General features: G+C 31.2%; 17 protein-coding genes. 16 read left to right on the plus strand and 1 reads right to left on the minus strand.

What is annotated here, in order from left to right:
* Positions 1–49: 49 nt before the first annotated feature.
* From J8L88_RS23725 to J8L88_RS01790, 12 genes are all read left to right on the plus strand, one after another.
* A complete protein-coding gene (locus J8L88_RS23725) occupies positions 50–2,785 on the plus strand; it encodes a PD-(D/E)XK nuclease family protein (RefSeq protein ID WP_211059788.1) in 2,736 nt (911 codons plus the stop codon).
* Positions 2,786–2,787: 2 nt separating this feature from the next.
* Positions 2,788–3,636, plus strand: a complete 849-nt coding sequence (locus J8L88_RS01740; RefSeq protein WP_247666393.1) for a S9 family peptidase — start codon at positions 2,788–2,790, stop codon at positions 3,634–3,636.
* 57 nt (positions 3,637–3,693) lie between these two features.
* Positions 3,694–3,981 (plus strand): hypothetical protein, encoded by a 288-nt coding sequence (locus tag J8L88_RS01745; protein WP_120650229.1) that lies wholly within the window; start codon positions 3,694–3,696, stop codon positions 3,979–3,981.
* A gap of 74 nt (positions 3,982–4,055) precedes the next feature.
* On the plus strand, positions 4,056–6,449 hold the full coding sequence (locus J8L88_RS01750) for a TonB-dependent receptor domain-containing protein (protein WP_211059789.1): 2,394 nt from the start codon (positions 4,056–4,058) through the stop codon (positions 6,447–6,449).
* A gap of 11 nt (positions 6,450–6,460) precedes the next feature.
* Complete coding sequence (locus J8L88_RS01755; RefSeq protein ID WP_108804690.1) at positions 6,461–7,033, plus strand: type 1 periplasmic binding fold superfamily protein; 573 nt, start codon at positions 6,461–6,463, stop codon at positions 7,031–7,033.
* A 913-nt stretch (positions 7,034–7,946) separates the two neighbouring features.
* The gene (locus J8L88_RS01760; protein ID WP_211059790.1) at positions 7,947–9,590 is read left to right on the plus strand and encodes a helix-turn-helix domain-containing protein; all 1,644 of its coding nucleotides are present in this window, start codon (positions 7,947–7,949) and stop codon (positions 9,588–9,590) included.
* 176 nt (positions 9,591–9,766) lie between these two features.
* On the plus strand, positions 9,767–10,498 hold the full coding sequence (locus tag J8L88_RS01765; RefSeq protein ID WP_027394600.1) for a hypothetical protein: 732 nt from the start codon (positions 9,767–9,769) through the stop codon (positions 10,496–10,498).
* 39 nt (positions 10,499–10,537) lie between these two features.
* Positions 10,538–10,840, plus strand: coding sequence for a hypothetical protein (locus tag J8L88_RS01770; protein ID WP_118388209.1), 303 nt, complete (start codon positions 10,538–10,540; stop codon positions 10,838–10,840).
* 130 nt (positions 10,841–10,970) lie between these two features.
* On the plus strand, positions 10,971–11,528 hold the full coding sequence (locus J8L88_RS01775) for a hypothetical protein (RefSeq protein WP_027394602.1): 558 nt from the start codon (positions 10,971–10,973) through the stop codon (positions 11,526–11,528).
* Positions 11,529–11,758: 230 nt separating this feature from the next.
* Positions 11,759–13,252, plus strand: coding sequence for a xylulokinase (locus J8L88_RS01780; RefSeq protein WP_211059791.1), 1,494 nt, complete (start codon positions 11,759–11,761; stop codon positions 13,250–13,252).
* Positions 13,249–14,574, plus strand: coding sequence for a xylose isomerase (gene xylA / locus J8L88_RS01785; RefSeq protein ID WP_211059792.1), 1,326 nt, complete (start codon positions 13,249–13,251; stop codon positions 14,572–14,574). Before J8L88_RS01780 ends, xylA begins: the two co-directional genes overlap by 4 nt.
* 42 nt (positions 14,575–14,616) lie before the next feature.
* The gene (locus J8L88_RS01790; RefSeq protein ID WP_081415661.1) at positions 14,617–15,639 is read left to right on the plus strand and encodes an aldose epimerase family protein; all 1,023 of its coding nucleotides are present in this window, start codon (positions 14,617–14,619) and stop codon (positions 15,637–15,639) included.
* A 23-nt stretch (positions 15,640–15,662) separates the two neighbouring features.
* Here the strand turns inward: J8L88_RS01790 and J8L88_RS01795 are convergent, their stop codons facing one another.
* Complete coding sequence (locus J8L88_RS01795; RefSeq protein ID WP_027394606.1) at positions 15,663–16,694, minus strand: LacI family DNA-binding transcriptional regulator; 1,032 nt, start codon at positions 16,692–16,694, stop codon at positions 15,663–15,665.
* A 514-nt stretch (positions 16,695–17,208) separates the two neighbouring features.
* On the opposite strand from J8L88_RS01795, the gene J8L88_RS01800 reads away from it, so the two are divergent.
* The 4 genes from J8L88_RS01800 to J8L88_RS01815 all read left to right on the plus strand — a co-directional run bounded on the left by J8L88_RS01800 (position 17,209) and on the right by J8L88_RS01815 (position 25,134).
* Positions 17,209–17,931, plus strand: coding sequence for a glycoside hydrolase family 11 protein (locus J8L88_RS01800; protein WP_118388203.1), 723 nt, complete (start codon positions 17,209–17,211; stop codon positions 17,929–17,931).
* 113 nt (positions 17,932–18,044) lie between these two features.
* Complete coding sequence (locus J8L88_RS01805; protein ID WP_118388201.1) at positions 18,045–18,893, plus strand: formylglycine-generating enzyme family protein; 849 nt, start codon at positions 18,045–18,047, stop codon at positions 18,891–18,893.
* A gap of 365 nt (positions 18,894–19,258) precedes the next feature.
* Positions 19,259–20,875, plus strand: a complete 1,617-nt coding sequence (locus J8L88_RS01810) for a sodium:solute symporter (RefSeq protein WP_027394608.1) — start codon at positions 19,259–19,261, stop codon at positions 20,873–20,875.
* Between the two features lie 101 nt (positions 20,876–20,976).
* A complete protein-coding gene (locus tag J8L88_RS01815) occupies positions 20,977–25,134 on the plus strand; it encodes a hybrid sensor histidine kinase/response regulator transcription factor (protein ID WP_118388199.1) in 4,158 nt (1,385 codons plus the stop codon).
* Positions 25,135–25,253: the final 119 nt, after the last annotated feature.

Raw genomic sequence — 25,253 nt, forward strand, 5'->3', positions numbered from 1 at the left:
ACATAGATAAAACGTCCCGATTATTCGGGACGTTTTTTATTTTTAATATGTGGATAGTTTTTTAAAAGAAGTCATATCAGAAATACAAGCAAAGAATCACGATGTAAGTGAGCTTATTTTTGTTCTTCCTAGTAAAAGAGCAGGACTCTTTCTCAAAAGGGAATTGCTTAAGTTATACAGTGATAAAACCTTTTTTGCTCCTGTAATATATAGCATAGAAGAGTTTATTACCGAATTATCTGGATTACGTCAGATCGATACAATACAAACATTATTTGATTTTTACGAAACATATCTAAATACACACGCACATTTAGAAAAAGAAAGTTTAGAAGTTTTCAGTAGCTGGGCTCAGACGCTGGTACAAGATTTTAACGAAATTGATAGATATTGTATTGATAACGATAGCTTTTTTTCTTATCTAGCGGGAATTCAGGACCTGAATCATTGGTATCTTCAGAAGGAAAAGACAGAATTGATACAGAAGTACATTAGCTTTTGGAATAATCTGTCTGAATATTATAATAATTTTAAAACCAAACTACTTGATAAGAAAGTAGGATATCAAGGTTTATTATATCGTAAAGCTTCAGAAAATGTAACTGATTATATTGAGAAGAATACTAAGAAGCATATTTTAGTTGGATTTAATGCATTAAACAATGCTGAGCAAATAATTTTTCAATCATTATTAGAAGCTAAGATTGCGGAGGTATATTGGGATGCTGATACATTCTTTTTAGAGAATAAGTATCACGAAGCTTCATTATTTATACGAGATTATAAAGATAATTGGGAGTATTACAAGGACAACTCATTTAAATGGATAAAGGATAATTTTTCTTCTTCAAAAGATATTAAGCAAATTGGTGTTCCTAAAAATATTGGCCAAGCTAAATTAGCTGGACAAATACTAAGATCTATTCCATCAAAGGATTTAGAACGAACGGCATTGGTATTGGCAGATGAATCTTTGTTATTACCTGTTCTTAATTCATTGCCAGACACGATTGAGTCTTTAAATATCACAATGGGATTACCACTTAAGGAAGTGCCTGTATCTTCATTTTTTGAATTGTTGTTTTCGCTTCATAAAGCAACTCACCACAAAGGGTTGTATTATAAATCTGTGGTAGAGATTTTAAATAGTCAACCAGCACAATGGTTATTGGGCTCTTTTGCTAATGAATTAATTAGCAAGATTTCAAAAGAAAATCTGGTTTATGTTACCGTAGAAAAATTGCAAAATGAAACTGATGACAAGAAAAATGAAATAATTAAGCTTTTATTTGCTCCTTGGAAGAATGCATTAAATGCAATTGAACAATGTAGAAAAATTATTCAATTATTAAAAAACGGTTTAGACAAAGAAAAATCTCCATTAGAATTAGAGTATATATATCATTTTCATGTTGTTTTTAATAGATTGTTAGTTTTGTGTAACAGTTATCAATATGTTACAACAATAGCTTCTTTATACTATTTATATAGAGATATAATTAATGCAGAAACGTTAGATTTTAGAGGAGAACCTTTTAAGGGTTTGCAGTTGATGGGAATGTTAGAATCACGTTGTTTGGATTTTGACACAGTTATACTTACTTCCGTTAACGAGGGTATTCTTCCTGCAGGAAAAAGTATGAACTCCTTTATACCTTATGATCTTAAGAGAGCATATAGCCTTCCGACATATAAAGAAAAGGATGCAATATATACGTATCACTTTTATCGTTTAATTCAGAGAGCTAAGACGATATATCTTATTTATAACACAGAAGATGATGGTGTTGGTGGTGGAGAAAAAAGTAGATTCTTATATCAGCTCGAAATAGATAAAGTTGATAAACATCAATTGTCTAAATATATAGCTTCTTCAGAAATACCAAAATTAAGTCACGAACCCATCATTATTTCGAAAGAGATATCCATTATTGGTAGAATTAAGGAATTAGCTTTGAACGGATTATCCCCTTCAGCATTAACAGCTTATATTAGAAACCCAATTGATTTTTATTATAAATATATATTAGGGATCAAAGAAAGTGATCAAGTAGAAGAAACGATAGCTGCTAATACACTGGGAACAGTCATTCATAATACACTGGAGGATTTATATAAACCTTTAGAAAATAAGTATGTATCTATTACAGATGTTCAGAGAATGATTACTAAGATTGATGAAGTAATCAAGTATCATTTTCATAAAGAGTATTCTAAATTAGACATTACCCAAGGTAAAAACTTACTTATTTTTGAAGTGGCAAAAAGGTATATTTATAATTTTCTAAAATCAGAAGAAAAACTTCTGATATCAGGATCGGAGTTAAAAATTATAGCGATAGAAAGTAATTTAAAAACTGAATTGAATATACCTGAACTTGATTTTCCAGTTTTTATAAAAGGAAAAGTAGATCGCATTGATGAACTAGACGGTGAGTTAAGGATTATTGATTACAAGACAGGTAAGGTCAATAAAAGTGATGTCGTTTTAATGGATTGGGAAGTGATAACTGATGATTATAAGTATAGTAAAGTGATACAAATACTGGCATATGCATATATGCAGCATAATGAACAGCCACTGTCGTCATCTTTTCAAGCAGGAATTATTTCTTTTAAAAATCTTAAAGAAGGATTTTTGAAATTTGGGACTAAAACATCTGTAAGAGGAAAAGTTGATTATGAGGTTACCTCAGATATATTTGACGAATATTTATTACAACTTAAAAAGTTGATTATAGAAATTTCTACCTTAGAAATTCCATTTACAGAAAAAGAAGTTTAGTTATGATTACGGCAAAAAGGAATATAATACTTAAGGGGGAACATAATAAACCTATTTTAACGGATGTTTTTTATAACAATAAAAAAGACAAACAACCTATCGTTATTTTTTGTCACGGATATAAAGGCTTTAAGGATTGGGGTCCTTGGGATTTGGTAGCCAATACTTTTGCACAAGCTGGTTTTTTCTTTATTAAGTTTAATTTTTCTCATAATGGCGGTACAATAGAACAACCAATGGACTTTCCGGATTTAGATGCATTTGGAACCAATAACTACTTGATAGAATTAGATGATTTAAAATGTGTTTTAGATCAGGTTACTTCTGTGAGTTTTGAATATCAACAATATGTAAATCCGAATAATATTGTTCTTATAGGGCATTCTCGCGCAGGCGGAATCACAACGATTAAAGCATCTGAAGATTCAAGAATCTCTAAGCTTATTACCTGGGCAGGTGTGTCGGATTATGAAAGTAGATTTCCTAAAGGTGCTACATTTCAATCTTGGAAGGATGAAGGTGTGTTTTATGTAGAAAATGGAAGAACAAAACAGAAAATGCCTCATGATTTTCAATTTTATACCACTTTTGTCGAAAATAAAGAAAGACTCACTATTGCTAAAGCTGCTAAGAATGTAAAAGTCCCTTACTTGATTATTCATGGTACAGAAGATCCAACGGTAAGTATGAAAGAAGCAGAAGATTTGAATAGTTGGAATCCTAATAGCGAACTGTATTTAGTTTCTGGAGCGGATCATGTTTTCGGAGCAAAACATCCTTGGAGTCAAGAGAAGATGCCTGAAGATTTATCAACGATCACCAAAAAATCTATAGAATTTGGAATACTTTAACACACTTTAATTATTGAATTTGGAAGGATTTTGATTTTTTTTTGTTTATTTGCGATTATGAAGTCTAATAACAGACATATCATTGCTACTGTTTTACTGATATTATTCAGTTTTATACAGTTATCAGACTTACACATTGTAGGTCATGATGATAATGAAGTAGATTGCGAGATGTGTCAATTAGCTCCAGAAAATCTGGATGATAATTTTATACCTATAGGTGTATTAGAAACACCAAATGTAGTTTCTATTCCAGTTGATCGTATTCAGATCAATAGTTTTGATATCTATTTTGATAGAGAAACTAATTATTCTTTTCTAAATAAAGCACCACCTTTAGTTTAAATACTAACCAATCAGGTGTTGATACCTATTTACTATTGCCCAACTTGCAATAGCGACCCTTTTTTATTTTTAAAATGAAACGAAACATATTATGTATTGTGTTTCTTCTAGTAGTTAATCACATATTCGCTCAGGATTGCAATAAAACGCTTTCTGGCCGTGTAATTGATTTTCACGACGGAGTTTCTCTAGAAGGAGCAACAATTACTTTTAATAATACAATAATTAAAACTGATAGTAACGGGATGTATAAAATTTCAGGGCTTTGTGCCACATCTTACGCTTTTACGATATCGCATGAGGATTGTAATTCTCAGGTCGTTACTATTGATATAAACGAAATTTCGAATAAAGACTTTTATTTAGAACACCATTTAAACGAATTGTTAGAAGTGAAGGTTTCTGGCAATAATAGAACTAAAACATCCTCTTCGCAAGAAGAGACTATTAATAAAAATGTTATTGAAAGATATAGTAGTGCAGCTTTGGGAGATGCACTTAGAGAGATTACTGGTGTTTCTTCTCTCAATACGGGCTCTACAATTGTAAAACCAATTATTCAAGGTTTAAGTGGAAGTAGAGTATTAATTATGAACAACGGTGTACGTATGCAGGATATGGAGTGGGGAGATGAACATGCACCTAATGTAGATATTAATACTGCTGGTAGTGTAACTGTTGTTAAAGGAGCAGCAGCACTACGTTATGGTGGAGATGCTATTGGAGGAGTCATTGTTATGGAACCTAACAAGGTTCCGGCAAAAGATACATTGTTTGGAAAAACTGTCGTTACAGGAGCTTCTAATGGCCGAGGTGGAACGATTTCTTCCGAAATAATAAAAGGATATGAATCTGGTTGGTTTTGGAAAGCCCAAGGAACCCTAAAAAGATTTGGTGATGTAGAAGCACCTGATTATATCCTGTCTAATACTGGTATTTTTGAAAGAGGCGGATCTTTGTCCTTTGGAAATAATAAATTTACACAAGGTTGGGACGTTTATTATTCATACTACCAAAATGAAATAGGAGTTCTAGCTGCATCCCATATTGGAAATGCAGATGACCTTATTGAATCTATTAATAGTGGAGAACCATCTGTTATAGAAAATTTCACATATACTATCGATAATCCAAAACAAGATGTTACACATCATCTAGGTAGATTACGTTACTTTAAGAGATTCGAGAAATTAGGTAAATGGACTACTCAATACGATTTCCAACATAACCAACGTTTTGAATTTGATATTAGACAAACAGAAGAGTTAAGAAAAATTCCAAGTTTAGATTTGGAACTTACAACACATACACTGACTTCGGATTTTGTTCTAGATGCTAAATTTGATTATAATTTAGATTTTGGAATAGTAATGCGCTATCAGGATAATTTTGCTGACCCTAGTACAAGAGCAAGAAGATTGATTCCAGATTATGATAAATATGATGCGGGATTATTTATTTCTGGTAAATATGATATCAATGATAATGTAACAATTGATGCGGGTGTTCGATATGATTATAACCAAATTGATGCAAAGAAGTTTTATATAAAAACTAGATGGGAAGAACGAGGGTATGATCAAGAATTTAACGATCTTATTATTGCGGACGAAGGTACGCAATGGCTTACAAATCCTAAGTTTGATTATCATAGTATTTCGGCGACTACAGGATTTAATTATGTTTTCGGAGATAGTTATGAATTAAGAGGTAATTATGCATTAGCTCAGAGAGCGCCAAACCCTTCAGAATTATTTAGTGATGGGTTACACCATTCAGCATCTAGAATCGAACTTGGAGATCTAAGGATTGATCAAGAAACATCCCATAAAGTTTCATTTTCTTTTCAGAAAAATGATGATAATTTGAGTTGGGAAATAGCGCCATATGCTAACTTTATTAATGATTACATACTATTAGAGCCTACGGATGTTGAACTTTCTATAAGAGGAGCATTCCCAGTTTGGGAATATCGACAAACTAATGCGAGATTATTAGGTGTCGATGCTAAACTTACTAAGAAATGGTTTGCCAATTGGCAAACTAATCATAGATTCTCATTGGTTAAAGGAAAAGATACTGAGACTGAAATACCTCTTATCAATATTCCAGCAGCTAATTTTAGCAATAGTATTGTTTTTCAAAAAGAGGAGTGGATGGGTTTAGTGATGAGTCTTGAAAGCGATTATACTTTTAGACAAAATGAATTTCCTGATAATATCATTGTTTTTTCACCTCAAGAACAAGAAGACGTTCTTTTAGATATTAATACACCACCTGGTGATTATCATCTTTTACATATGAATGCAGATATTTCGGTTCCTTTTTTTAAACAAAATGAGTTGAATATTGGGATGACCGTTAATAATATTACAAATAAAAAATATAGAAATTATTTGAACCGTCAACGCTATTTTGCAGATGAAGTGGGACGAAACTTTTTATTAAGATTAACTTTTAACTATTAAATTTTAAAATGATGAACACACGTAAATTTTTATCAATGTTAGCAATTGCAAGTGTATTAATGTATTCTTGTTCTGACGATGATGATAACCCTGTAGTAGTAAATGAAGAAGAAGTTATAACTACTATGACTGTTACCCTAACTAATGGAACAGATGTAGTTACTTTAGTATCTCGCGACTTGGATGGACCTGATGGACCTAATGCGCCTGTGATTACTGTATCTGGATCGCTATCAGCGAATACAACATATGCTGGAGAGGTAGAATTACTTAATGAGAGTGAAACACCAGCAGAAAATGTAAACGAAGAAATTGAAGAAGAAGCTGATGAGCACCAATTCTTTTTTGAAGCAGCGGGTACTTTAAATGCAACAACAATGTATACGGATACAGAAGCAGATTATCCTCCTAATACTGGAACTAACCCAGTTGGGATTACTTTTGATCTAACGACAACAGATGCTAGTACAGGAAGTTTCACTGTAACACTACGTCATGAGCCTACAAAGCCTAATGATGGAACCTTAGCTGATGCTGGTGGAGACACAGATATTGCACAGTCATTTGATTTAACTATCGAGTAAAACTATAAGAAGTATAAAAGTAAGTTGAGTTTGTTTTTATAAAACAAACGTTTTTTCAAGACAAGGCTCTTGAGAAGTAGTTACCTCAAGAGCCCTGTATTTTGATTGCCAGCAAAAGAAATACATAATAGTATAACATAAAATATGTCATAATTGAAGCAGCCATAAATCATAGTATAATAATAAGTTGAGTTTGTGTATTTTATTATTAGTACAGATTTGTTTCAATTTAGACCCTTGGAGTATTTTATTCCAAGGGTTATTTTATGCTCTTATTTGGCTTAACACTCTTTGATTTTTTTTATCGTTGTAAAATACAAAAAAAGATAATAAAAAGTTCAATGGATTCTCGAGGTTAATTCCAAAGATATTTTTTGTCTCAAAATTTTAACCATAAAATATTAAGTTCGGTACGAACTTTGATTAATTCTTGTCAAATATTTATTAAAATATTCGCTTTAAGATTAAAAATAGCTAATAATATGGTAACAAATTAGTGAGAAAAGACACTAATATATAGTAAAGGTTGATTTTTAGTGGTTTAATCTCAAAGATTTTAATGAGATATTATGACATCGTTAAATATGTATTACCACTCAAAATTCGTAATGAAATTTGAAGATTAGAGCTTATATTCGCGGCGTAAAAACCTAACCAAAAAAACAGCAAAATTGAAACAATCATAATTATGTATAAGTTGAGTTTGTGTTAAATATTATAATTTAGTTTCAATTCAGACCCTCAGGAAGTAGTTAGCCTGAGGGTTGTTTTTTTAGGTATATGTTCAAATCTATATAATTTAGGTTGTTGGATTGACAGAAAGAAGTGCACTACTTGAAATTATTTCCTAAAAACATATATTCACCCTACATTTGTTTAGAACCTCAGTTTATCACCATTTGATTCTTAATAAATGCGCATCCTTTTTTATCTCACATTTTTTTTAGCCCCACTTTCTTTATTTGCTCAAAATGAATTGGATACAATTGCTATTATTAAGGAAGTTCAGTTCAGTTTATCTGTAGATAGTATTGCTAAATATCAACAGTTATCTGTAAAAGCCCATCAAAAAGGAGATTTTGAAACTTATAAGGAATACTGTGAGGCTATTTTAAAAATTGCTGACACCCACGAATTAGATGATTTAAGGAATCAAGCATTAGTTAATTTGGGAATATATTATAGCAATGTAGAGCAGTTAGATAAAGCGATCGAAAAATACTTAATGGTCTTGGATAACCTAAGTAAACTTCCACAAAATAAAAGAGCTGAACTTACAGTTTTAGCGAATTTAGGTAATTTATATAACAAAATAAATGAGTACGATAAGACGATTGAGACAATGAATCGAGTGATTGCTATTGCTTCAACAATCGATCAGTCTGATGTATATTTATTGACCGCCTATAATGCCTTAGGAAACGCTAGTTCTAGTAAAAAAGAATATTGCCAATCAGTAGAATATAGCCTAAGGGCAAAAGATCTGGCAGTAAAATTAAATCGAAAGAGCTCAATTATAAGTATTCTTTTAAATTTGAGTGATAACTTTTTGGCGCTCCAAGAATATGATAAGGTAGTTTTTTATTGTAAAGAGGTATTATCCGCTATAACCGAAGAAGATTCTAAGAAGCAACAGGCTAATGCTCTGATACTAATTGGGGATGCTTTGGTTCGTGATAATGAGCCATTAGAAGCTTTTCCATATTTAGTAGAAGCAAGAGACCTTTCTATAGCAGGAAATTTTTTTAAAATACGAAGGGACAGCCATAAATTACTTGCTAAAGTATATGAAGTGAAAGGAGATTTTGAAAAATCTTTGGAAGAGCAGAAGTATTATACAGAAGCTAATGAAGAATATCTCAATACACTTTCTAGAGCACAGAAAAAACAATTAGAACTAGAATCAGAAGAAAAGACTGAGCTATTAACTGAACAGACAGAAGAATTAGAATTACTTGCTAAAGAAAAGCAGCTGTATTTGTTTTTAGGATTTTTATTAGTTATTCTGTTGATAGGCTCTTTTATTATATATAAAAAAAGAAGAAAGAAACTTATTTTCGAATCTCTGAGACTAAAGGCAGATAAAGAACTTTTGACGAATGAGAACGAAGCGTTACAGGTGAAGCTAAAAAGGATTGCTAAAAACACGAAAAAAGAAAAAGACACCAACACTACCTCCTACCAGAATTCTTCACTTAATTTAGAAGATAGAAAATTATATATGCAACAAATTTTGGATTATATGGATACTAAAAAACCATATTTAAATCATGAAATTAAACAATCTGATATTGCAAGTGATTTGTCTATGAGTGTTCATCTTTTTTCTGAGGTGTTAAATGTATGCTTTCTTCGAAATTTCAATAGCTTTATTAATTTATATAGAGTAAGTGAAGCAAAGTCACTGATGAAAAACCCTAAATATAAACAGTATAAAATTTTATCTATTGGGTATGAGGCAGGGTTTTCTAGTAAAACTTCATTTAATCGAGTTTTTAAAAATCTTGTTGGATCAACACCTTCTGAGTATCAAAACACACACGCTACGTTGGATTAAGATTTAGGAGGTTATCCGGTTATTCTTTCTTTGTTCGTTAAAGCAAGCCTAACATATACAGGTTTCAAATTATAAAATGGAACCATTTTTACAGTATTTCTTTTTAAAATTGACTTAGCATAATGATGTGATTAAAAGTATGCATTTTGATCAGGTTAAAAAAGAAGAATACCCTAATGTTAGGAAGGAAAGAGAATATAGAACTATATAAAAGTTTTGAAAGTAAGTTTGTCTCTCCATATAACCAAGTAAGAGAGTTGATAAAAGTGCAATTATATAAACGAATTGTATCTTCTAAGATATCTGTGAATGTTAAAAAGAAGCCTTTAGTAGTTTTTTACTTTGCGTCCAATGGTATAGACTTGCCTGAAGAGGATTGGACATATGAAATGAAGCAAAGTGCCAGACAGTATGCGATAGACTATCCGGTTCCTGGTGCTGAAAAGAAATACTCCAATTATGGGAAGACTATGCGATTTTTATCAGTAGTAACAGCGATATCAATCAGTGTAATTATTTTATATATATATAATATAAATGCAATTGAACTTGAGAATGATTGTATTGAATTTACGAGTTTACCTAAAATAGAAGATAAATACTATGGTTTGCTGATTCAGCCAGTATCTGATTCGGATTTGCCCGAAAAAAGTTATGGTTGGATAAAAATAATAGATGTGAACCCAGCAGATAGTATTGTTAGTTATAGAATAAGCTTTGACTTAGGAACGGTTACCGTTAACACTTTAGATACTGATTATACGAATTTTGAATTCATAATTTTCGAAGGTAAGTTTGGAGTTATAGGAGATCGTGAAATAAAGATTGTGTCACCAGATAAAAAAATGAAATTCAAATCTCAAATGATTCAAGATGAAATTAGAAATTATAAAATTTCTGCTAATTAGTAATAAGATGTTAACTTGTAAAGTGAAATAGATTAACTTATGAAAGTTCCATTTTATGTTTTTTTGGTCTTTACTTTGCTCTTGCTAGGTTTGTTTATCTATAATGCATTTTTTGCATATCACGGAGCGGATGGTTTGAGTGGTTTTTTTGAAGGTATAATACTTGGAGGAGGTTTTATAATTTGTATGATTATTACAATATCATTTGGCAGTGTTATGTTTCTTCCTAAAATTTCGGCATTAAAGCGCTTTGGTATCGTAACAGGTCTTTCTGTTTTAGGCATTGTATTTTTTTATCAGCTTTTTTATTGTAATAACTGTGGATTAATATCTGTTCGGTAAATCCGTTTAAAGATTGTAAGAACTAATATCTATAGGATAACATTGAATAAAATGTGTAATAAAAGATCTTTAGAAGTAAAAGAAAGGTATTTAGATTTGAGGTAAACAATATGTAATTAATTTAGGTCTCATGAAATTGAAAACATTAGGAATATTAAAGCAGGATATTGGTAATTGGCCTTTAGAAAACGATTGGATAACTACACAACCAATTGCAACTCCTTTCTTTGATCAAAAAGAAGTATTATATCGATTGGATTTTACCGAGGTCTCGGAAATGGATCCAATTAGAGTAGACCAAGTTCTTTTCAATTTTATGAATATTGATGAATCTGTTAAAATAGAAGCGACTAAAAAAGCATTTGATGATTGGATAACATTTAATGATGCCGTAGGTTATCTGGATACAATAGAAACCTATCAAATGGCATCTAATAAACCAGGATGGATGATTAGTGCATTGAAACGAATGTTACCACTTTTAGATCTTACAGAACCTAATAAAGTTTGGGATCATATAACACCAATAGAAATTATTATTACCAAAGATCGACATGAGAGAAATGAAAACATTTACGTTCAAATCTTGTGTAATTGTCTATGGCAAGAAGAACATGGTTTACAATTTGTATTAAAAGAAGGAAACGAGCTAATTAGAGTTAGTGATCAAGACGGGGATTTATTTTAGAAGTTTTATACCCTAATATATTAAGCTTTCTGGCTTAATCCTTGAAAAATAGCAGCCAGAACTTTTTTGGAATATACCTGTATTAATTAGTTCTTTTATTACGAAGGTAATTGTTGTTCTATTTATTGTTTTTACGAAAATTTAACTACAAGTTTTCGTTTATATCCATAATTTATCCATTCTAATCAACATAGATTTTAGATTTTTATATCCAATAACGAAAATGCTACATGTATTATATAGGATTCGATATAGGAAGTTCATCGGTTAAAGCTGCATTGATTGATGCAGATAACGGTAAAAGTATAGCCTCAATAAATGAACCAAAAAATGAGATGGACATTATCTCAGTAAATAGTGATTGGGCAGAACAAAATCCTGATTTTTGGTGGGATAATGTTTGTAAAGCTTGTAAACGGTTATTAAAGGAAAATGCAGTCGCTTCAGAATTAGTTCTAGGAATAGGTATATCTTATCAGATGCATGGACTTGTTTTGATTGATGCTAATGGCGAACTATTACGAAATTCTATTATTTGGTGTGATAGCAGAGCGGTTCAAATCGGAAATAAAGCTTTTAAAGAATTAGGAGAAGAAAAATGTAAAGAAAACCTCCTTAATTCTCCAGCAAATTTTACTACATCCAAACTAAAATGGGTACGAGATAATGAACCGGATATTTATAAAAAAGCGTATAAATTTATGCTACCAGGAGATTATATAGCATATAGGTTTACTGATCAAATTAACACTACAAAATCTGGACTTTCTGAGGGAATTTTATGGGATTACAAAAAACAAGAACCCGCTAAATGGTTGTTAGAATATTATGATATTGATACAAGTCTTATTCCGGATATTGTTGATACATTTTCTAATCAAGGAGAACTTAGTAGTAAAGGAGCAGAAGAAAGTGGTTTAAAAGTAGGAACCCCCATTTTTTATAGAGCAGGTGACCAACCTAATAATGCACTATCTCTTAATGTTTTTAATCCAGGAGAAGTGGCGCTTACCGGTGGTACATCTGGAGTAATTTATGCTGTAACCGATAATTTATCAGGTAAAGAACCTGTAAAGTATAATAATTTTGCTCACGTCAATTACAGTGAACAAAAACCTGTAATCGGTAAATTGTTGTGTGTGAATGGAGCAGGTATCCAATATAGATGGTTAAAAAACAACCTTAATCTGGAGACAAGCTCATATCAAACTATGAATTCACTTGCTTCAAAAATACCCGTTGGGTCAGATAATCTGCAGTTAATACCTTTTGGTAATGGAGCAGAAAGAATGTTCGATAATAAAACAATAGGAACCCAGATCTGTAATATCAATTTAAATAAACATACGAGATCCCATATATGCAGGGCGGCTTTAGAAGGAATAGCATTTTCTTTTGTTTATGGGATGGAGATTTTAAGAAAAGATGGTGCCAATATAGAAGTAATACGAGCTGGAAATGATAATTTATTCAGGTCAGAAATATTTTCTAATACGGTTTCTACTTTAATCGACCAAGAAATTGAAATTTATAACACCACTGGCGCAGTTGGCGCTGCAAGAGCAGCAGGATGGGCAAAAGGAACATTCGATGATATTGGAGGTATGATTACTAAAAATGATAAAGTAATGACCTATCATCCTCTTCAGAACAAAGAGGATTATCAGTTGGCATATCAGAATTGGAAAAAAGAACTTAATAGAATTTTAATAGATAAAAAATGATTGTACTAGGAAACCAAGAATACTTTAAAGGGATTGATGAAATTAAATTTGAAGGAAAAGAATCTGACAATCCATTAGCATTTAAATATTATGATCCAGAAAGGATTGTAGCAGGAAAAACGTTAAGAGAGCATTTTAAATTTGCTATTGCGTATTGGCATACTTTCTGTGGTCAAGGTGCTGATCCATTTGGTTGGGGAACTCAGAATTTTTCTTGGGATAAGTCGTCAGACCCTATTCAGGCAGCAAAAGATAAAGCAGATGCAGCATTTGAGTTTATTAGTAAGATGGGGTTTGATTATTTTTGTTTTCATGATTTTGATTTGGTACAAGAAGCTCCAACATTTGCTGAGTCAGAAAAAAGATTGGCTACAATCACAGAGTATATAAAAGAAAAAAAGAAAGAATCAGGTGTCAAATTATTATGGGGTACAGCTAATTGTTTTTCGAACCCAAGATACATGAATGGAGCTGCCACAAATCCTGATTTTAATGTACTGGCTAGAGCTGGAGCTCAGGTTAAATTAGCTTTAGATGCCACAATAGCATTAGACGGGGAAAACTATGTTTTTTGGGGTGGTAGAGAAGGCTATATGTCTTTGCTTAATACAGATATGAAGAGAGAATTAGAACATTTGGCACGGTTTTTAACAATATCAAGAGATTATGCTAGAGCACAAGGTTTTAAAGGAACATTTTTTATTGAGCCAAAACCAATGGAACCAACAAAACATCAATATGATTTTGATACAGCGACATCAATTGGATTTTTAAAAGAACACGGACTGGACAAAGATTTCAAGATTAATATAGAAGTAAATCATGCTACGTTGGCACAGCATACCTTTCAGCACGAATTAGAAATAGCGGCAAGTGCAGGTATGTTAGGTAGTATAGATGCTAATAGAGGTGATTATCAAAATGGATGGGATACTGATCAGTTTCCTAATAGTATTTTAGAAACTACAGAAGCTATGTTGGTGTTCATAAAGGCAGGAGGACTTCAAGGTGGAGGCGTTAACTTTGATGCAAAAATAAGACGAAATTCTACAGATATGGAAGATGTGTTTTTAGCACATATTGGGGGAGCAGATGTTTTTGCCAGAGCTCTAATTACAGCAGACAAGATTATTACTTCGTCTTCCTATGAAAAATTAAGACAGCAACGTTATAATTCATTTGATACAGGAAAAGGTAAAGAATTTGAAAGTGGAACATTGCAATTAAAAGACTTATATGAAATAGCTATTAATAATGGTGAACTTTCTTTGCAAAGTGGTAAACAGGAATTGTTCGAAAACATTATTAATCAGTATATTTAGTCAGTTTATAGTAGCCTTAAAACTATAATACCATAAATTATTATGACTCAAAAAACTGGGGATGTCGCAAAGGATACAATTTGTGTTGCTATTACATTGCAAAATACCAATGGAGCTAGATTAAAACTCACTAATTATGGAGCATCAATTGTAAGCTTAGAGATTCCTAATAAAGAAAATCAATTGGTTAATGTAGTTTTGGGGCTAGAGACTGTAGATGAATATAAAGAAGTATCGTATCACCCAAGTGCTAAGTTTTTGGGAGCCTCAATAGGAAGATATGCAGGTAGAATTAGTAATGGAGATTTTGAGATTAACGGCTATAAATACGAAATACATCAAAATAATGGAGTTCATTTACATGGTGGACGTGAAGGCTTTGATAAAAAGTTTTGGAAAGTAGATTCAATTAATCACAATACCAATATGGCTATCTTTTCTTATAACAGTAGGCATTTGGAAGAAGGATATCCAGGGAATTTAGAGGTGAAAGCAATATATCATTTGTCAGAAGATAATGATTTAACTATCACTTATAAAGCTGTTTCTGATCTTGATACTGTAGTAAATCTTACCAACCATGCGTATTTTAACCTCAATGGTTCCGGAGGGATTTTAGATCATACATTATTATTAGATTGCCCCGAATATTTAGAAGTTGATACGAAACAATTACCAACTGGAAAAACAAAATCTGTAACAGGAACCAAATTCGATTTCTTAACTTCAACCTCTTTGCGAAGATTAATAAATTCAGGTCATATCGATGATACTTTTATTTTTAATATGAACAAAAGTAGCCATAATAGAATCAGCTTAGAGTCCTCAGTAAGTGGTTTAAAAATGGAAGTAAAGACAAACCAACCAGCTGTTGTAATTTTTACACCAGAAAATTTTCCGGATTGGAATTTTAAAGATCAGGTAAAATATGATCGTTTTCCTGCTATTTGTTTCGAAACTCAGAATTATCCTGATGCACCTAATCATAAACACTTTCCCTCTTCGTTGCTAAAAGCGGGGAAACACTATGAGAATAAAAGTGTTTTTAAGTTTTCTGTTGTTTAAAGAAAACGAGTGCTCCTACCCTATTAGTGTAGGCGTTTTGTAGAATCTCTTTCTATGAGATTTGTTTTTATTACTTTGGTTGTATATGACGTTTCGATATTTTCATTTTCTATTTTGTCTATAAGTATTTTTGCAGCAGCTTCTCCTAGATAAGTACTATGCTGACTTATCGTAGTTATTGCTGGTGTTACATGACGTGGAAGAACACCATTGGTAAAACCAATAATCGAAATATCTTCTGGCACTTTATATCCTTTATATAACACCATCTTAAGCGTACTAATTGCAGAATCTTCTTCTAGACATAAAATGGCATCTACTTTTTTAGCATCAAGAACTATTTTTAGTAAGGTATCTATATCATTAAATTCATCGACCTTAAGTATTAAATCTTCATCAATAGGAATATTGGCTTCTATAAGGGCTCTCTTGTACCCTTCTAATCGATGTTTTCCCACACTAAGTTGATGTATATTAGAAACAATGGCAATATTTCTGCAACCTGTTTTAATGAAATAATTAACGGCATTGAATGCTCCTTCATCATCATTTACAATAACTTTATCACATTCGATTTCGTCAGTAACTCTATCAATCATAACAATAGGAATCCCTTGATCTATCGCATTTTTAAAATGATTAAAATCTTTTTTTACCTGAGTCTCTTCTGCGATTGATAATATGAATCCATCTAAATCAGAATTCTTTAAGAGTTCCATAGCAGTAACTTCTTTCTCACGAGATTCATTAGAAATACAAGTAATTAAATTATATCCTTTTTCAGTTGTTATTTTTTCGATACCAACAAAAACTTTGGTAAAAAAATGGTTAAGCATATTGGGTATAATTACTCCAATAGTTTTGGTGTTTTTTTGTTTTTCATAAGTAAAATTGCTTTGATTCGATTTATATTGTAGTTCATTAGCATATTCCTGAATCATAGATTTAGTTCTATTACTAATTTCATAACTATCATTTAGAGCTTTAGAAACCGTAGCAATAGACACATTGAATTCTTTAGCAATATCTTTTAATGTAATTCTCTTTTTTTTCATACTAGTTTTAAAGACTGTTTTTAGCTAAGCAACAGTTATTCGCAGCTTATTTTGAGTTATCAAAACTTTATCTTTAATTTCAATAAATTATTCGCAAAAACTAAGTAAATCAACCTTATTCGTAAAGTAATCTTAATAATTTAATTTACCATAGAGTGTAATTCTAATTGCAACAAAATTTGCAAAGATTGCTTCAAATATTTTAGAATTCTCTTTTTTAAGTCAGTTATAAGTATTCTGAATATTTGTTTTTCTAAGAAAGAATCTAAAAAATATTTTTTTTACTAAATGTAGATTTAGTAACAACGAAAGTTAATGATTTAATTGCTTGACTATCAGTTTTTTAATGCCTAACGAAAAGTTTTCGTAGAATTTAATTTAAAACGGACTAAATTATCAATTGTTTTTATAATGAATCATAATTTTGAGCATTAACTAAATTTTTAACACAAATTCAGACGTATTATTAAAAAATACGATTTTTTGAATTATTCTAATTTAAAAACATGTAATTATGAAAACATTTTTAAGCATTTCAACATTTTGCCTGCTGTTCTTTACTAGTTGTTCCGATGATTTAGGGCAATCTAGTATCTTAGAAGACTTAGAAAGCGAGCAGAAATCGATTGATAGTAATGGTTATATTAGTGACAATCGCACCGATGGATATAATCAAGGTTATTTTTGGACTATTTATAAAGAAGGTGGTTGGGGTAGATTAAGATTTCCCTATGCGAATCAATATGGTGGAAATTTTGAAATTGAATACAAAAACAATCAAGATATCGTCGGAGGAAAAGGATGGTCAACAGGTAATGGTAGAAGAATAAATTATAATATTGGACTATTACAGGGGTCATATAATTTTGTCGGAGTGTACGGTTGGACCCAAACACCCTTGATAGAATATTATGTTGTAGAAAAAGGAAGTATTACGGGTCAAAATCAGAATAAGAATTATACTGTAAATGGCAAGAATTATAAATTTAAGAAACAACTAAGATCCAATGCTCCTTCGATTTTAGGAACTAAAACTTTTTATCAATACATAAGCGAACATGGGAATGCACCTACAGGTTCTAATCAGCAAGTTCATATGCAAGCACATATTAATCATTGGAATGCACATGGTGGCCACAAACCTCAATGGGGTAACCTAAGAAATTTCGATTATCAAGTCTTTGGTATTGAGTCGTACACTGGTGGATGGGGAAAAATCAATGCGAGTATATGGTAATAAGTACATGAAAAATTAGAGCATAAGGCCATAATATACTATGGTCTTATGTTTTGTTATTTCTAAATGTAGTAATCATTAAAAAGCATTATTAATTAATTTTTGACATTTTCATGCAGAAGATTTTATTCTATTTTGTTTTAGGAGTTTTAATACTATTCTATTCGTGTGTCTCAAAGGATTCTAAAAGCCATGTAAATGATAATTTGATTTTAATAAAAGGAGGATCTTTTGTAAACAAAAAATCAAATTTATATGGTAAAAATGTTGTTGTTAATGATTTTTATATAGGTAAAAGTGAAGTTACACAAAAGGAATGGAAGGATATTATGATAAATAACCCATCCAGATTTAAAGGGGATAGTTTACCTGTAGAAATGGTAAGTTGGTATGATTGTGTAGAGTTTTGTATCAAAAAAAGTATTAAAGAAGGATTGCTGCCTTATTATAAAATTTATAAGGACTCCGTGGATGAATTTAACAAATCCGAGTTCGATAGTATAAAGTGGCTGGTTAAGAAAAATCCTAAAGCGAATGGATATCGTCTTCCTACAGAAATCGAATGGGAATATGCTGCTGGAGGAGGCCAGTTAAGTAAAAACTATTCATACAGTGGTGATGATACTGTAGAAGAAATAGCTTGGTATTGGAGAAATAGTGGAGATACTATCTTAATAGAAAAATGGGATTATCGACGTTTAGAACAAAATCACTGCAGAACACATCCAGTAAGTTCTAAAAAACCGAATGAACTCGGTTTATATGATCTAACAGGAAATGTTAGAGAATGGTGTGATGATTGGTACGAGGATGATGGAATACCTCGTGGACATTTTCGTTCGCAAAGAGGTGGTGGTTGGATAGGTCTAGAATTACATTGCAAAAATGATGATAGAGGTTACTTTGAAGCAGACGGAATCGGTCCGGATCAAGGTTTTCGTGTATGTAGAAATAAAGTTTAGTATTATTAAAATATAACTACTGATCTTTTTAATAGATATAATCCTTTTGAGTTTTAGACATTCTTTTTCTTTTTTATTACCAAATCACTGTCAAAAAAAATAAAATTCGAAATACTTAAATAAATATAGTTTTCTACGCATCATAATTTATAGTATTCGCTTCAAATCTTCCATTTAATTGATGAGCCTCATAATAGTTTTGGTTTTTACTTAAAATTTTAAGTAAAAATTAAACGATTTGTTAAACGATGTTTCTGAAAATTGCTAATCGTTCATAGGTTTGCAAATGTTTTCTACAGTAACATAGTAGATCAGAGAATCATTTAAAATTAGATAATACAAATATATTTAACCAAAAAGGATTTATGGAATCAGTCTTAGAACAATTAGATTGGGTAGTATTAGGTGTTTACTTTTTAGCACTTATTGGGGTAGCTATCTGGGTGATATTACAAAGAAATAAGGATACAGCAGATTATTTTTTGGCTGGACGTAATGTTGGTTGGTTTGTGATTGGAGCATCAATTTTTGCTTCTAATATTGGATCCGAACATGTAGTTGGTTTGGCTGGTACAGGAGCAGAATCAGGAATGCCAATGGCACATTATGAATTACACGCGTGGATCGTATTATTATTAGGTTGGTTATTTCTACCTTTTTATATGCGAAGTAAAGTATTTACTATGCCCGAGTTTTTAGAAAAAAGATTTGACAGTAGGTCAAGATGGTTTTTATCGATTTTCTCGTTAGTTGGATATGTAATCACTAAAGTATCAGTAACGATATATGCTGGGGGAATTGTAGTCTCTGAACTCTTAGGAATACCTTTTTGGTATGGTGCAATTGGTATTGTAGTTTTTACTGGAGCATATACTATAGTAGGAGGTATGAAAGCAGTGATTTATACAGAAACTTTACAAACCGTAGTTTTAATTGCCGGGTCGTTAATTATTACGTATTTAGGATTACAAGAAGTCGGTGGTTGGGAAAACCTTCGGACTACAGTAGGTTCGGATCATTTTAATATGTGGAGACCGATGTCGGATCCAGATTTTCCTTGGACAGGATTGTTATTTGGTGGAACTATTGTTGGTATTTGGTACTGGTGTACGGATCAATATATTGTTCAGCGAACGTTAGCAGCTAATAATATAAAAATAGGTAGGCGTGGAGCTATTTTTGGAGCATACCTTAAGATTTTACCAATTTTTATTTTTCTGATTCCTGGTATTATTGCTTTTGCCTTAGCAAAACAAGGTGTTTTAACTTATGATAAAGCAGATGAGGTATTTCCAGTCTTAGTTAAAACGTTATTGCCTACAGGACTTAAAGGATTGGTTGCAGGTGGATTAATGGCTGCATTAATGAGCTCATTAGCATCGGTATTTAATTCTTGTTCTACGATATTTACAATTGATATTTACAAAAAATTAAAACCTACTACTCCAGAAAAGAAGCTATTAAATATAGGAAGAGTGGCAACGGCATTGGTAGTGGTTTTAGGAATCATATGGATTCCTATTATGAACAAAATAGGTGGAGGTGTTTTATATCAATATTTACAGAGTGTACAATCATATATCGCACCACCAATTACCGCCGTATTTATATTAGGAATAATCTGGAAAAGAGTAAATTCCAAAGCTGCAATTGTAACCTTGTTTTCTGGTCTTTTGATAGCTGCTTTTAGAATCACAGCGGAAATTGTAAAAGATGATTTGTCAGGTATTGCATATCAGTTTGCTACTATCAATTTTGCGCATATGGCTATTTTCATGTTTATCTTTTCGGTAATAGTCTGTATAGTTACTAGTTTAGTTACAACCGCTCCAGATTATACTACTATTAAAGGCCTAGCATTTGGAACATTGTCAACAGAACAGAAAGAAGCAACTAAAAATAGTTATACACCTACCGATATTGTTTTATCAGTATTATTGGTAGTAGTAGTAGTTTCTATATTAACTTATTTTACGGGTTGATAATGCTTTGATAAAATCTTGTTCTTTACCCTTAACTAGATTAAAAATTGATTAAGTATGATAAAACATGCTATATTTATTCCTAAGCCCTGGAATATAAAATGATGAATAGTAAAAGTTTTATAGCGTGTATATTGTTTTTTTGTTGTTGTCTAAATTACGTTTGGACACAGCAAAAATCCAATGATTTCAATTTTGTTAATATTGGGGATGGTATTTCAAAAATAGCAGTACCTGTAATTGCTCAGGATCATAATGGTTTTATTTGGATTGGAACAAGTGGAGCAGGTTTACATAGATATGATGGGATTGACTATGTTTCTTACAAACATGAATTAAAGGATACCACTTCGCTTAGTAGTAATTTTATTTATAGTTCGTTTGTTGATAAGAAGAATCGGTTTTGGGTGGGTACAGAAAATGGATTAGATCTTTATGATCGAGAAATGGATCAATTTAAGAGAATTGATATTGTGTCTCAAATAAAAGATTTTAATCAAATCAATATTGCGGTTGGTAGTATAATCGAAGATTCAATAGGAAACATTATTGTTGGTACTTTTGAAAGAGGGTTACTTACATTAAATCCGGAAACGGGAATAATAAAACAGATAATTAACCTTGATATTGATCACAAAAATGGCCTGCTGGATATAAATGATCTTGAAAAAGATAAGCAAGGAAATATATATGCAGCAACTAGTCTTGGATTGAGAATATATAATCCCAATACAAATACATTAAGTCTTTCTGTTTTTAATACCGAAAAAGAAAAGCAATCTGTAGCAGTTCCTATCAAATCTCTGTTAATCGATGATAACAATAATATATGGTTGGGGACTATATCTGACGGTATCTATAGAGTAAAAAAATCTTCTGATGTTATTTACGAGATTAATAACTTTCCTTTTACTACAAAACGAGTATTGTCAATGATCGCTAATGCCGATGGATCAGTAATATTTGGAACTGAAAATGATGGACTATTTCATATTGAAGCAGATGGTAATCTAATAAAAAATTATCTTTTTGATAAAAATAATGAAAACAGTATTCGATCTAACTCTATATGGTCTTTATTCTTAGATAGTAATGAGAGGATATGGATGGGGTATTATAATAAGGGTATCGCAGTATATGATAAATTATATGATAAATTTAAAAACATAGAAAGCCTAGCGAGTAATCCTAATTCTTTAGAGGCAGGATCTGTTACTGGTATTGTGCAGGATAGTTCTGGATTACTATGGATTAGTATGGATGGAGGAGGAATAGATGTATACAATAGAGATGATCAGAGATTTATTCATATTAATAAAAATAGTAATAAGGAATTCTCAAACCTAACAGCTTACGATATTCAGACCATATTTATAGATAGCAAAGAAAATGTATGGGCAGGAAGCTGGAATGGAGGTGTTTTTTTGCTTAAAAAAGGAACAAAACAGTTCGTTAATTATACAATAGAAAACACAGATGGTGCATTAGCCTCTAATAGTATATTAAGTTTTGCAGAAGATGCTAATGGTATTATTTGGATAGGTACTTTTTTTAGTGGAGTAATTTCTTATAATCCCACTACTAATAATTTCGTGCATCATAATTCAGAGGAATTTTCTAATTATGGTATCCATACTAGTGATATTCGAAAGATACTAATAGATTCTAAAAATAATTTATGGATAGGAGCTGCTAATGGATTATATAAAGTAACACAAAATAGTAATGGTCAATTCTCTGTAGAGTTTCTAAGAGATAAGATGAATAGTAAATATCAAAATGAATCCAACTCCAATCATATACTATCAATTTACGAAGCTACTGATGGATCTATATGGATTGGCACTAGAGGATCAGGTTTGTGTAGATACGATCCTAATAAGAATAGTTTTGTCTGGTATAACGAGTTGTATGAATTAAAAGATGAAAATGTATCTGCGATAATTGAAGATGAAGATAATAACATTTGGATGAGTGGTAATGTAGGAATCCATAAGTTAGATCTTAAAAAAGGAGAAATTACCGACTATAATTTTAATGACGGTTTATTATCAAATGATTTTAACTTTAATGCAACATTTAAAGATAATGAAGGAAATATTTATTTCGGTAATTATGAAGGTATAGATTATTTTAATCCTAAGGACATCAAAACCAATAGTAGCTCTACTAATTTATATTTAACTGATTTTAAAATTTTTAATAAAAAGGTATATCCTAATCAAGAAGGTTCTCCTCTAAACAAAGTAATTTCTGAAACTGATAGTATTTCTTTAAGTAACGAACAATCCGTTTTTACTATTGATTACACAGGTATTAACTATACACGTTCTGAGAAGAATCAATATGCTTACTATCTAGAAGGGCTAGAAGATTCTTGGAATTATGTAGAAAATACAAGAAGTGCTACATACACAAATCTAGATCCCGGAAATTATACCTTTAAATTAAAGGTAGCCAATAACGATGGTAAATGGAATGAAACACCATTGCATTTACAAATAGAGATATTACCACCTTGGTGGAAAACAAATTGGGCATTGATATCTTATGTTCTGTTATTGCTATTCGGAATATACCTTTTGAATAAGTTAACTCAAAATAGAATTAAGGAAAAACAATTAATAAAATACGAAAGAGAAAAAAGAATTAAAGAAGAAGAGTTACATAATAAAAAGCTACAATTCTTTACGAATATATCTCATGAATTCCGTACACCACTAACGCTTATAATTAATCCATTAGAGGATATTCTTAAAAACGAAGGGTTAAATCTTCCTAACGAAGTAAATGAAAAACACCTAATTATTCATAAAAACACAGATAGATTATATCGGTTAATTAATGAATTGATGGATTACAGAAAACTTGAGCTTAATAAACTAAGTATAAAAGCAATAGAACTTGATATCATTAATTTTGTTCAGGATGTGGTAAGCTATTTTGTAGTAGAAGCTTCAAATAAAAAGATAGATTTAAATATAACACACGAGGTTTCTGAATTAAAAGTATGGGTTGATATAGGAATGTTGGAGAAAATCATTTTTAATTTATTATCAAATGCTTTTAAAGTTACACCAGAAGGGGGAACTATTACCATTAGTATAGCGATAAAAGAAGGAGAGAAAACCCATCAGGATGCCATATCAGAGTCATTCGAAATAAGTGTGTCAGATACTGGTCCTGGGCTAAAAAAGGAACAATTAGAAAAAATATTCGAGCGGTTTTATCAAGTGGATAACCTAAATAAGTCATATTACGGTGGTACAGGAATAGGGTTAGAAGTGGTAAGAAGTTTTGTAGAACTCCATAAAGGAAAAGTAACCGTTGATAGTATCGTAAATCAAGGAACCACGTTTTCAGTAATTTTACCATTAGGGAAGAAACATTTCAGCGAAGATGAAATTGTTATTAGCGATAAAACTTCTGATATTCTAGTAAAAACAAAATTTATAGGTAACGTTCATAATAAGAATTTAGAAAATAAAATAGAAGAAGAACAAAAAACCAATAGGTTATTAATAGTCGAAGATAATACAGAATTACGAAACTATTTAAAAAGAGAATTGAGTAATAATTATAGAGTGTTTGATGCAAAAAATGGTACCGAAGGTCTCGAATTAGCCAAAAAAGAAGTGCCAGATATCATTATTACAGATGTAATTATGCCAGAAATGGACGGCTTCGAGTTTTGCTCAAATATTAAGAAAAATATAAAGACCAGTCATATTCCTATTTTAATGCTCACAGCAAAAACAATGGCAGATGATCGATTAAAAGGAATAGAATCAGGAGCAGATGTGTATTTGAATAAACCTTTTGATATGAGGGTTTTAAAATCATATTTAACGCAGATGCTTACTATAAGACAGATAGTTTTTAATAAGTATTTTAGTGATGTTAGTGATGCCCAAATCAATGAAAACAATACATCTCTAGATAAAGAGTTTATACAAAAAGTATTAAACCATATTTATGAGAATTTAAGCGATCCTAACCTTAGTGTAGAATCATTATCCTCAGAACTTCACCTTAGTAGAAGTCAGTTTTATAGAAAGATAAAAACACTGACAGGGCAAACGGCCAATCAGTTTTTGAGAAATATTAGACTTCAAAAAGCAAAACAGATTTTAGAAAGTGGTTCTACTAACGTTAGTGAGGTTTGTTATAAGGTAGGGTTTTCTTCTCCATCTTACTTTACAAAATGTTTTAAAACTCAGTTTGGAATCCTACCTACAGAAGTGCCAATAAACGAATAGTCTTATGTGTATAAAAGCATAAAAAAAGTTGCTTGATTAAACACATAATTCCACTCTTTTTTAGAAATTAACTAAACATATTTATAAGAAGGTTACGCAATGTATGTAATCAATATGCT

Source organism: Aquimarina sp. MMG015, from assembly GCF_018100855.1.
Classification (GTDB): Bacteria; Bacteroidota; Bacteroidia; order Flavobacteriales; family Flavobacteriaceae; genus Aquimarina; species Aquimarina latercula.

Bases quoted from the DNA above. Each gene is read 5' to 3' on its own strand.
- xylA (WP_211059792.1), top strand. From the start codon at position 13,249: ATGATTGTACTAGGAAACCAAGAATACTTTAAAGGGATTGATGAAATT.
- J8L88_RS01740 (WP_247666393.1), top strand. From the start codon at position 2,788: ATGATTACGGCAAAAAGGAATATAATACTTAAGGGGGAACATAATAAA.
- J8L88_RS01810 (WP_027394608.1), top strand. From the start codon at position 19,259: ATGGAATCAGTCTTAGAACAATTAGATTGGGTAGTATTAGGTGTTTAC.
- J8L88_RS01805 (WP_118388201.1), top strand. From the start codon at position 18,045: ATGCAGAAGATTTTATTCTATTTTGTTTTAGGAGTTTTAATACTATTC.
- J8L88_RS01795 (WP_027394606.1), bottom strand. From the start codon at position 16,694: ATGAAAAAAAAGAGAATTACATTAAAAGATATTGCTAAAGAATTCAAT.
- J8L88_RS01745 (WP_120650229.1), top strand. From the start codon at position 3,694: ATGAAGTCTAATAACAGACATATCATTGCTACTGTTTTACTGATATTA.
- J8L88_RS01790 (WP_081415661.1), top strand. From the start codon at position 14,617: ATGACTCAAAAAACTGGGGATGTCGCAAAGGATACAATTTGTGTTGCT.
- J8L88_RS01750 (WP_211059789.1), top strand. From the start codon at position 4,056: ATGAAACGAAACATATTATGTATTGTGTTTCTTCTAGTAGTTAATCAC.
- J8L88_RS01815 (WP_118388199.1), top strand. From the start codon at position 20,977: ATGATGAATAGTAAAAGTTTTATAGCGTGTATATTGTTTTTTTGTTGT.
- J8L88_RS01775 (WP_027394602.1), top strand. From the start codon at position 10,971: ATGAAATTGAAAACATTAGGAATATTAAAGCAGGATATTGGTAATTGG.
- J8L88_RS01755 (WP_108804690.1), top strand. From the start codon at position 6,461: ATGAACACACGTAAATTTTTATCAATGTTAGCAATTGCAAGTGTATTA.
- J8L88_RS01770 (WP_118388209.1), top strand. From the start codon at position 10,538: ATGAAAGTTCCATTTTATGTTTTTTTGGTCTTTACTTTGCTCTTGCTA.
- J8L88_RS01780 (WP_211059791.1), top strand. From the start codon at position 11,759: ATGTATTATATAGGATTCGATATAGGAAGTTCATCGGTTAAAGCTGCA.
- J8L88_RS01765 (WP_027394600.1), top strand. From the start codon at position 9,767: ATGTTAGGAAGGAAAGAGAATATAGAACTATATAAAAGTTTTGAAAGT.
- J8L88_RS01800 (WP_118388203.1), top strand. From the start codon at position 17,209: ATGAAAACATTTTTAAGCATTTCAACATTTTGCCTGCTGTTCTTTACT.
- J8L88_RS01760 (WP_211059790.1), top strand. From the start codon at position 7,947: ATGCGCATCCTTTTTTATCTCACATTTTTTTTAGCCCCACTTTCTTTA.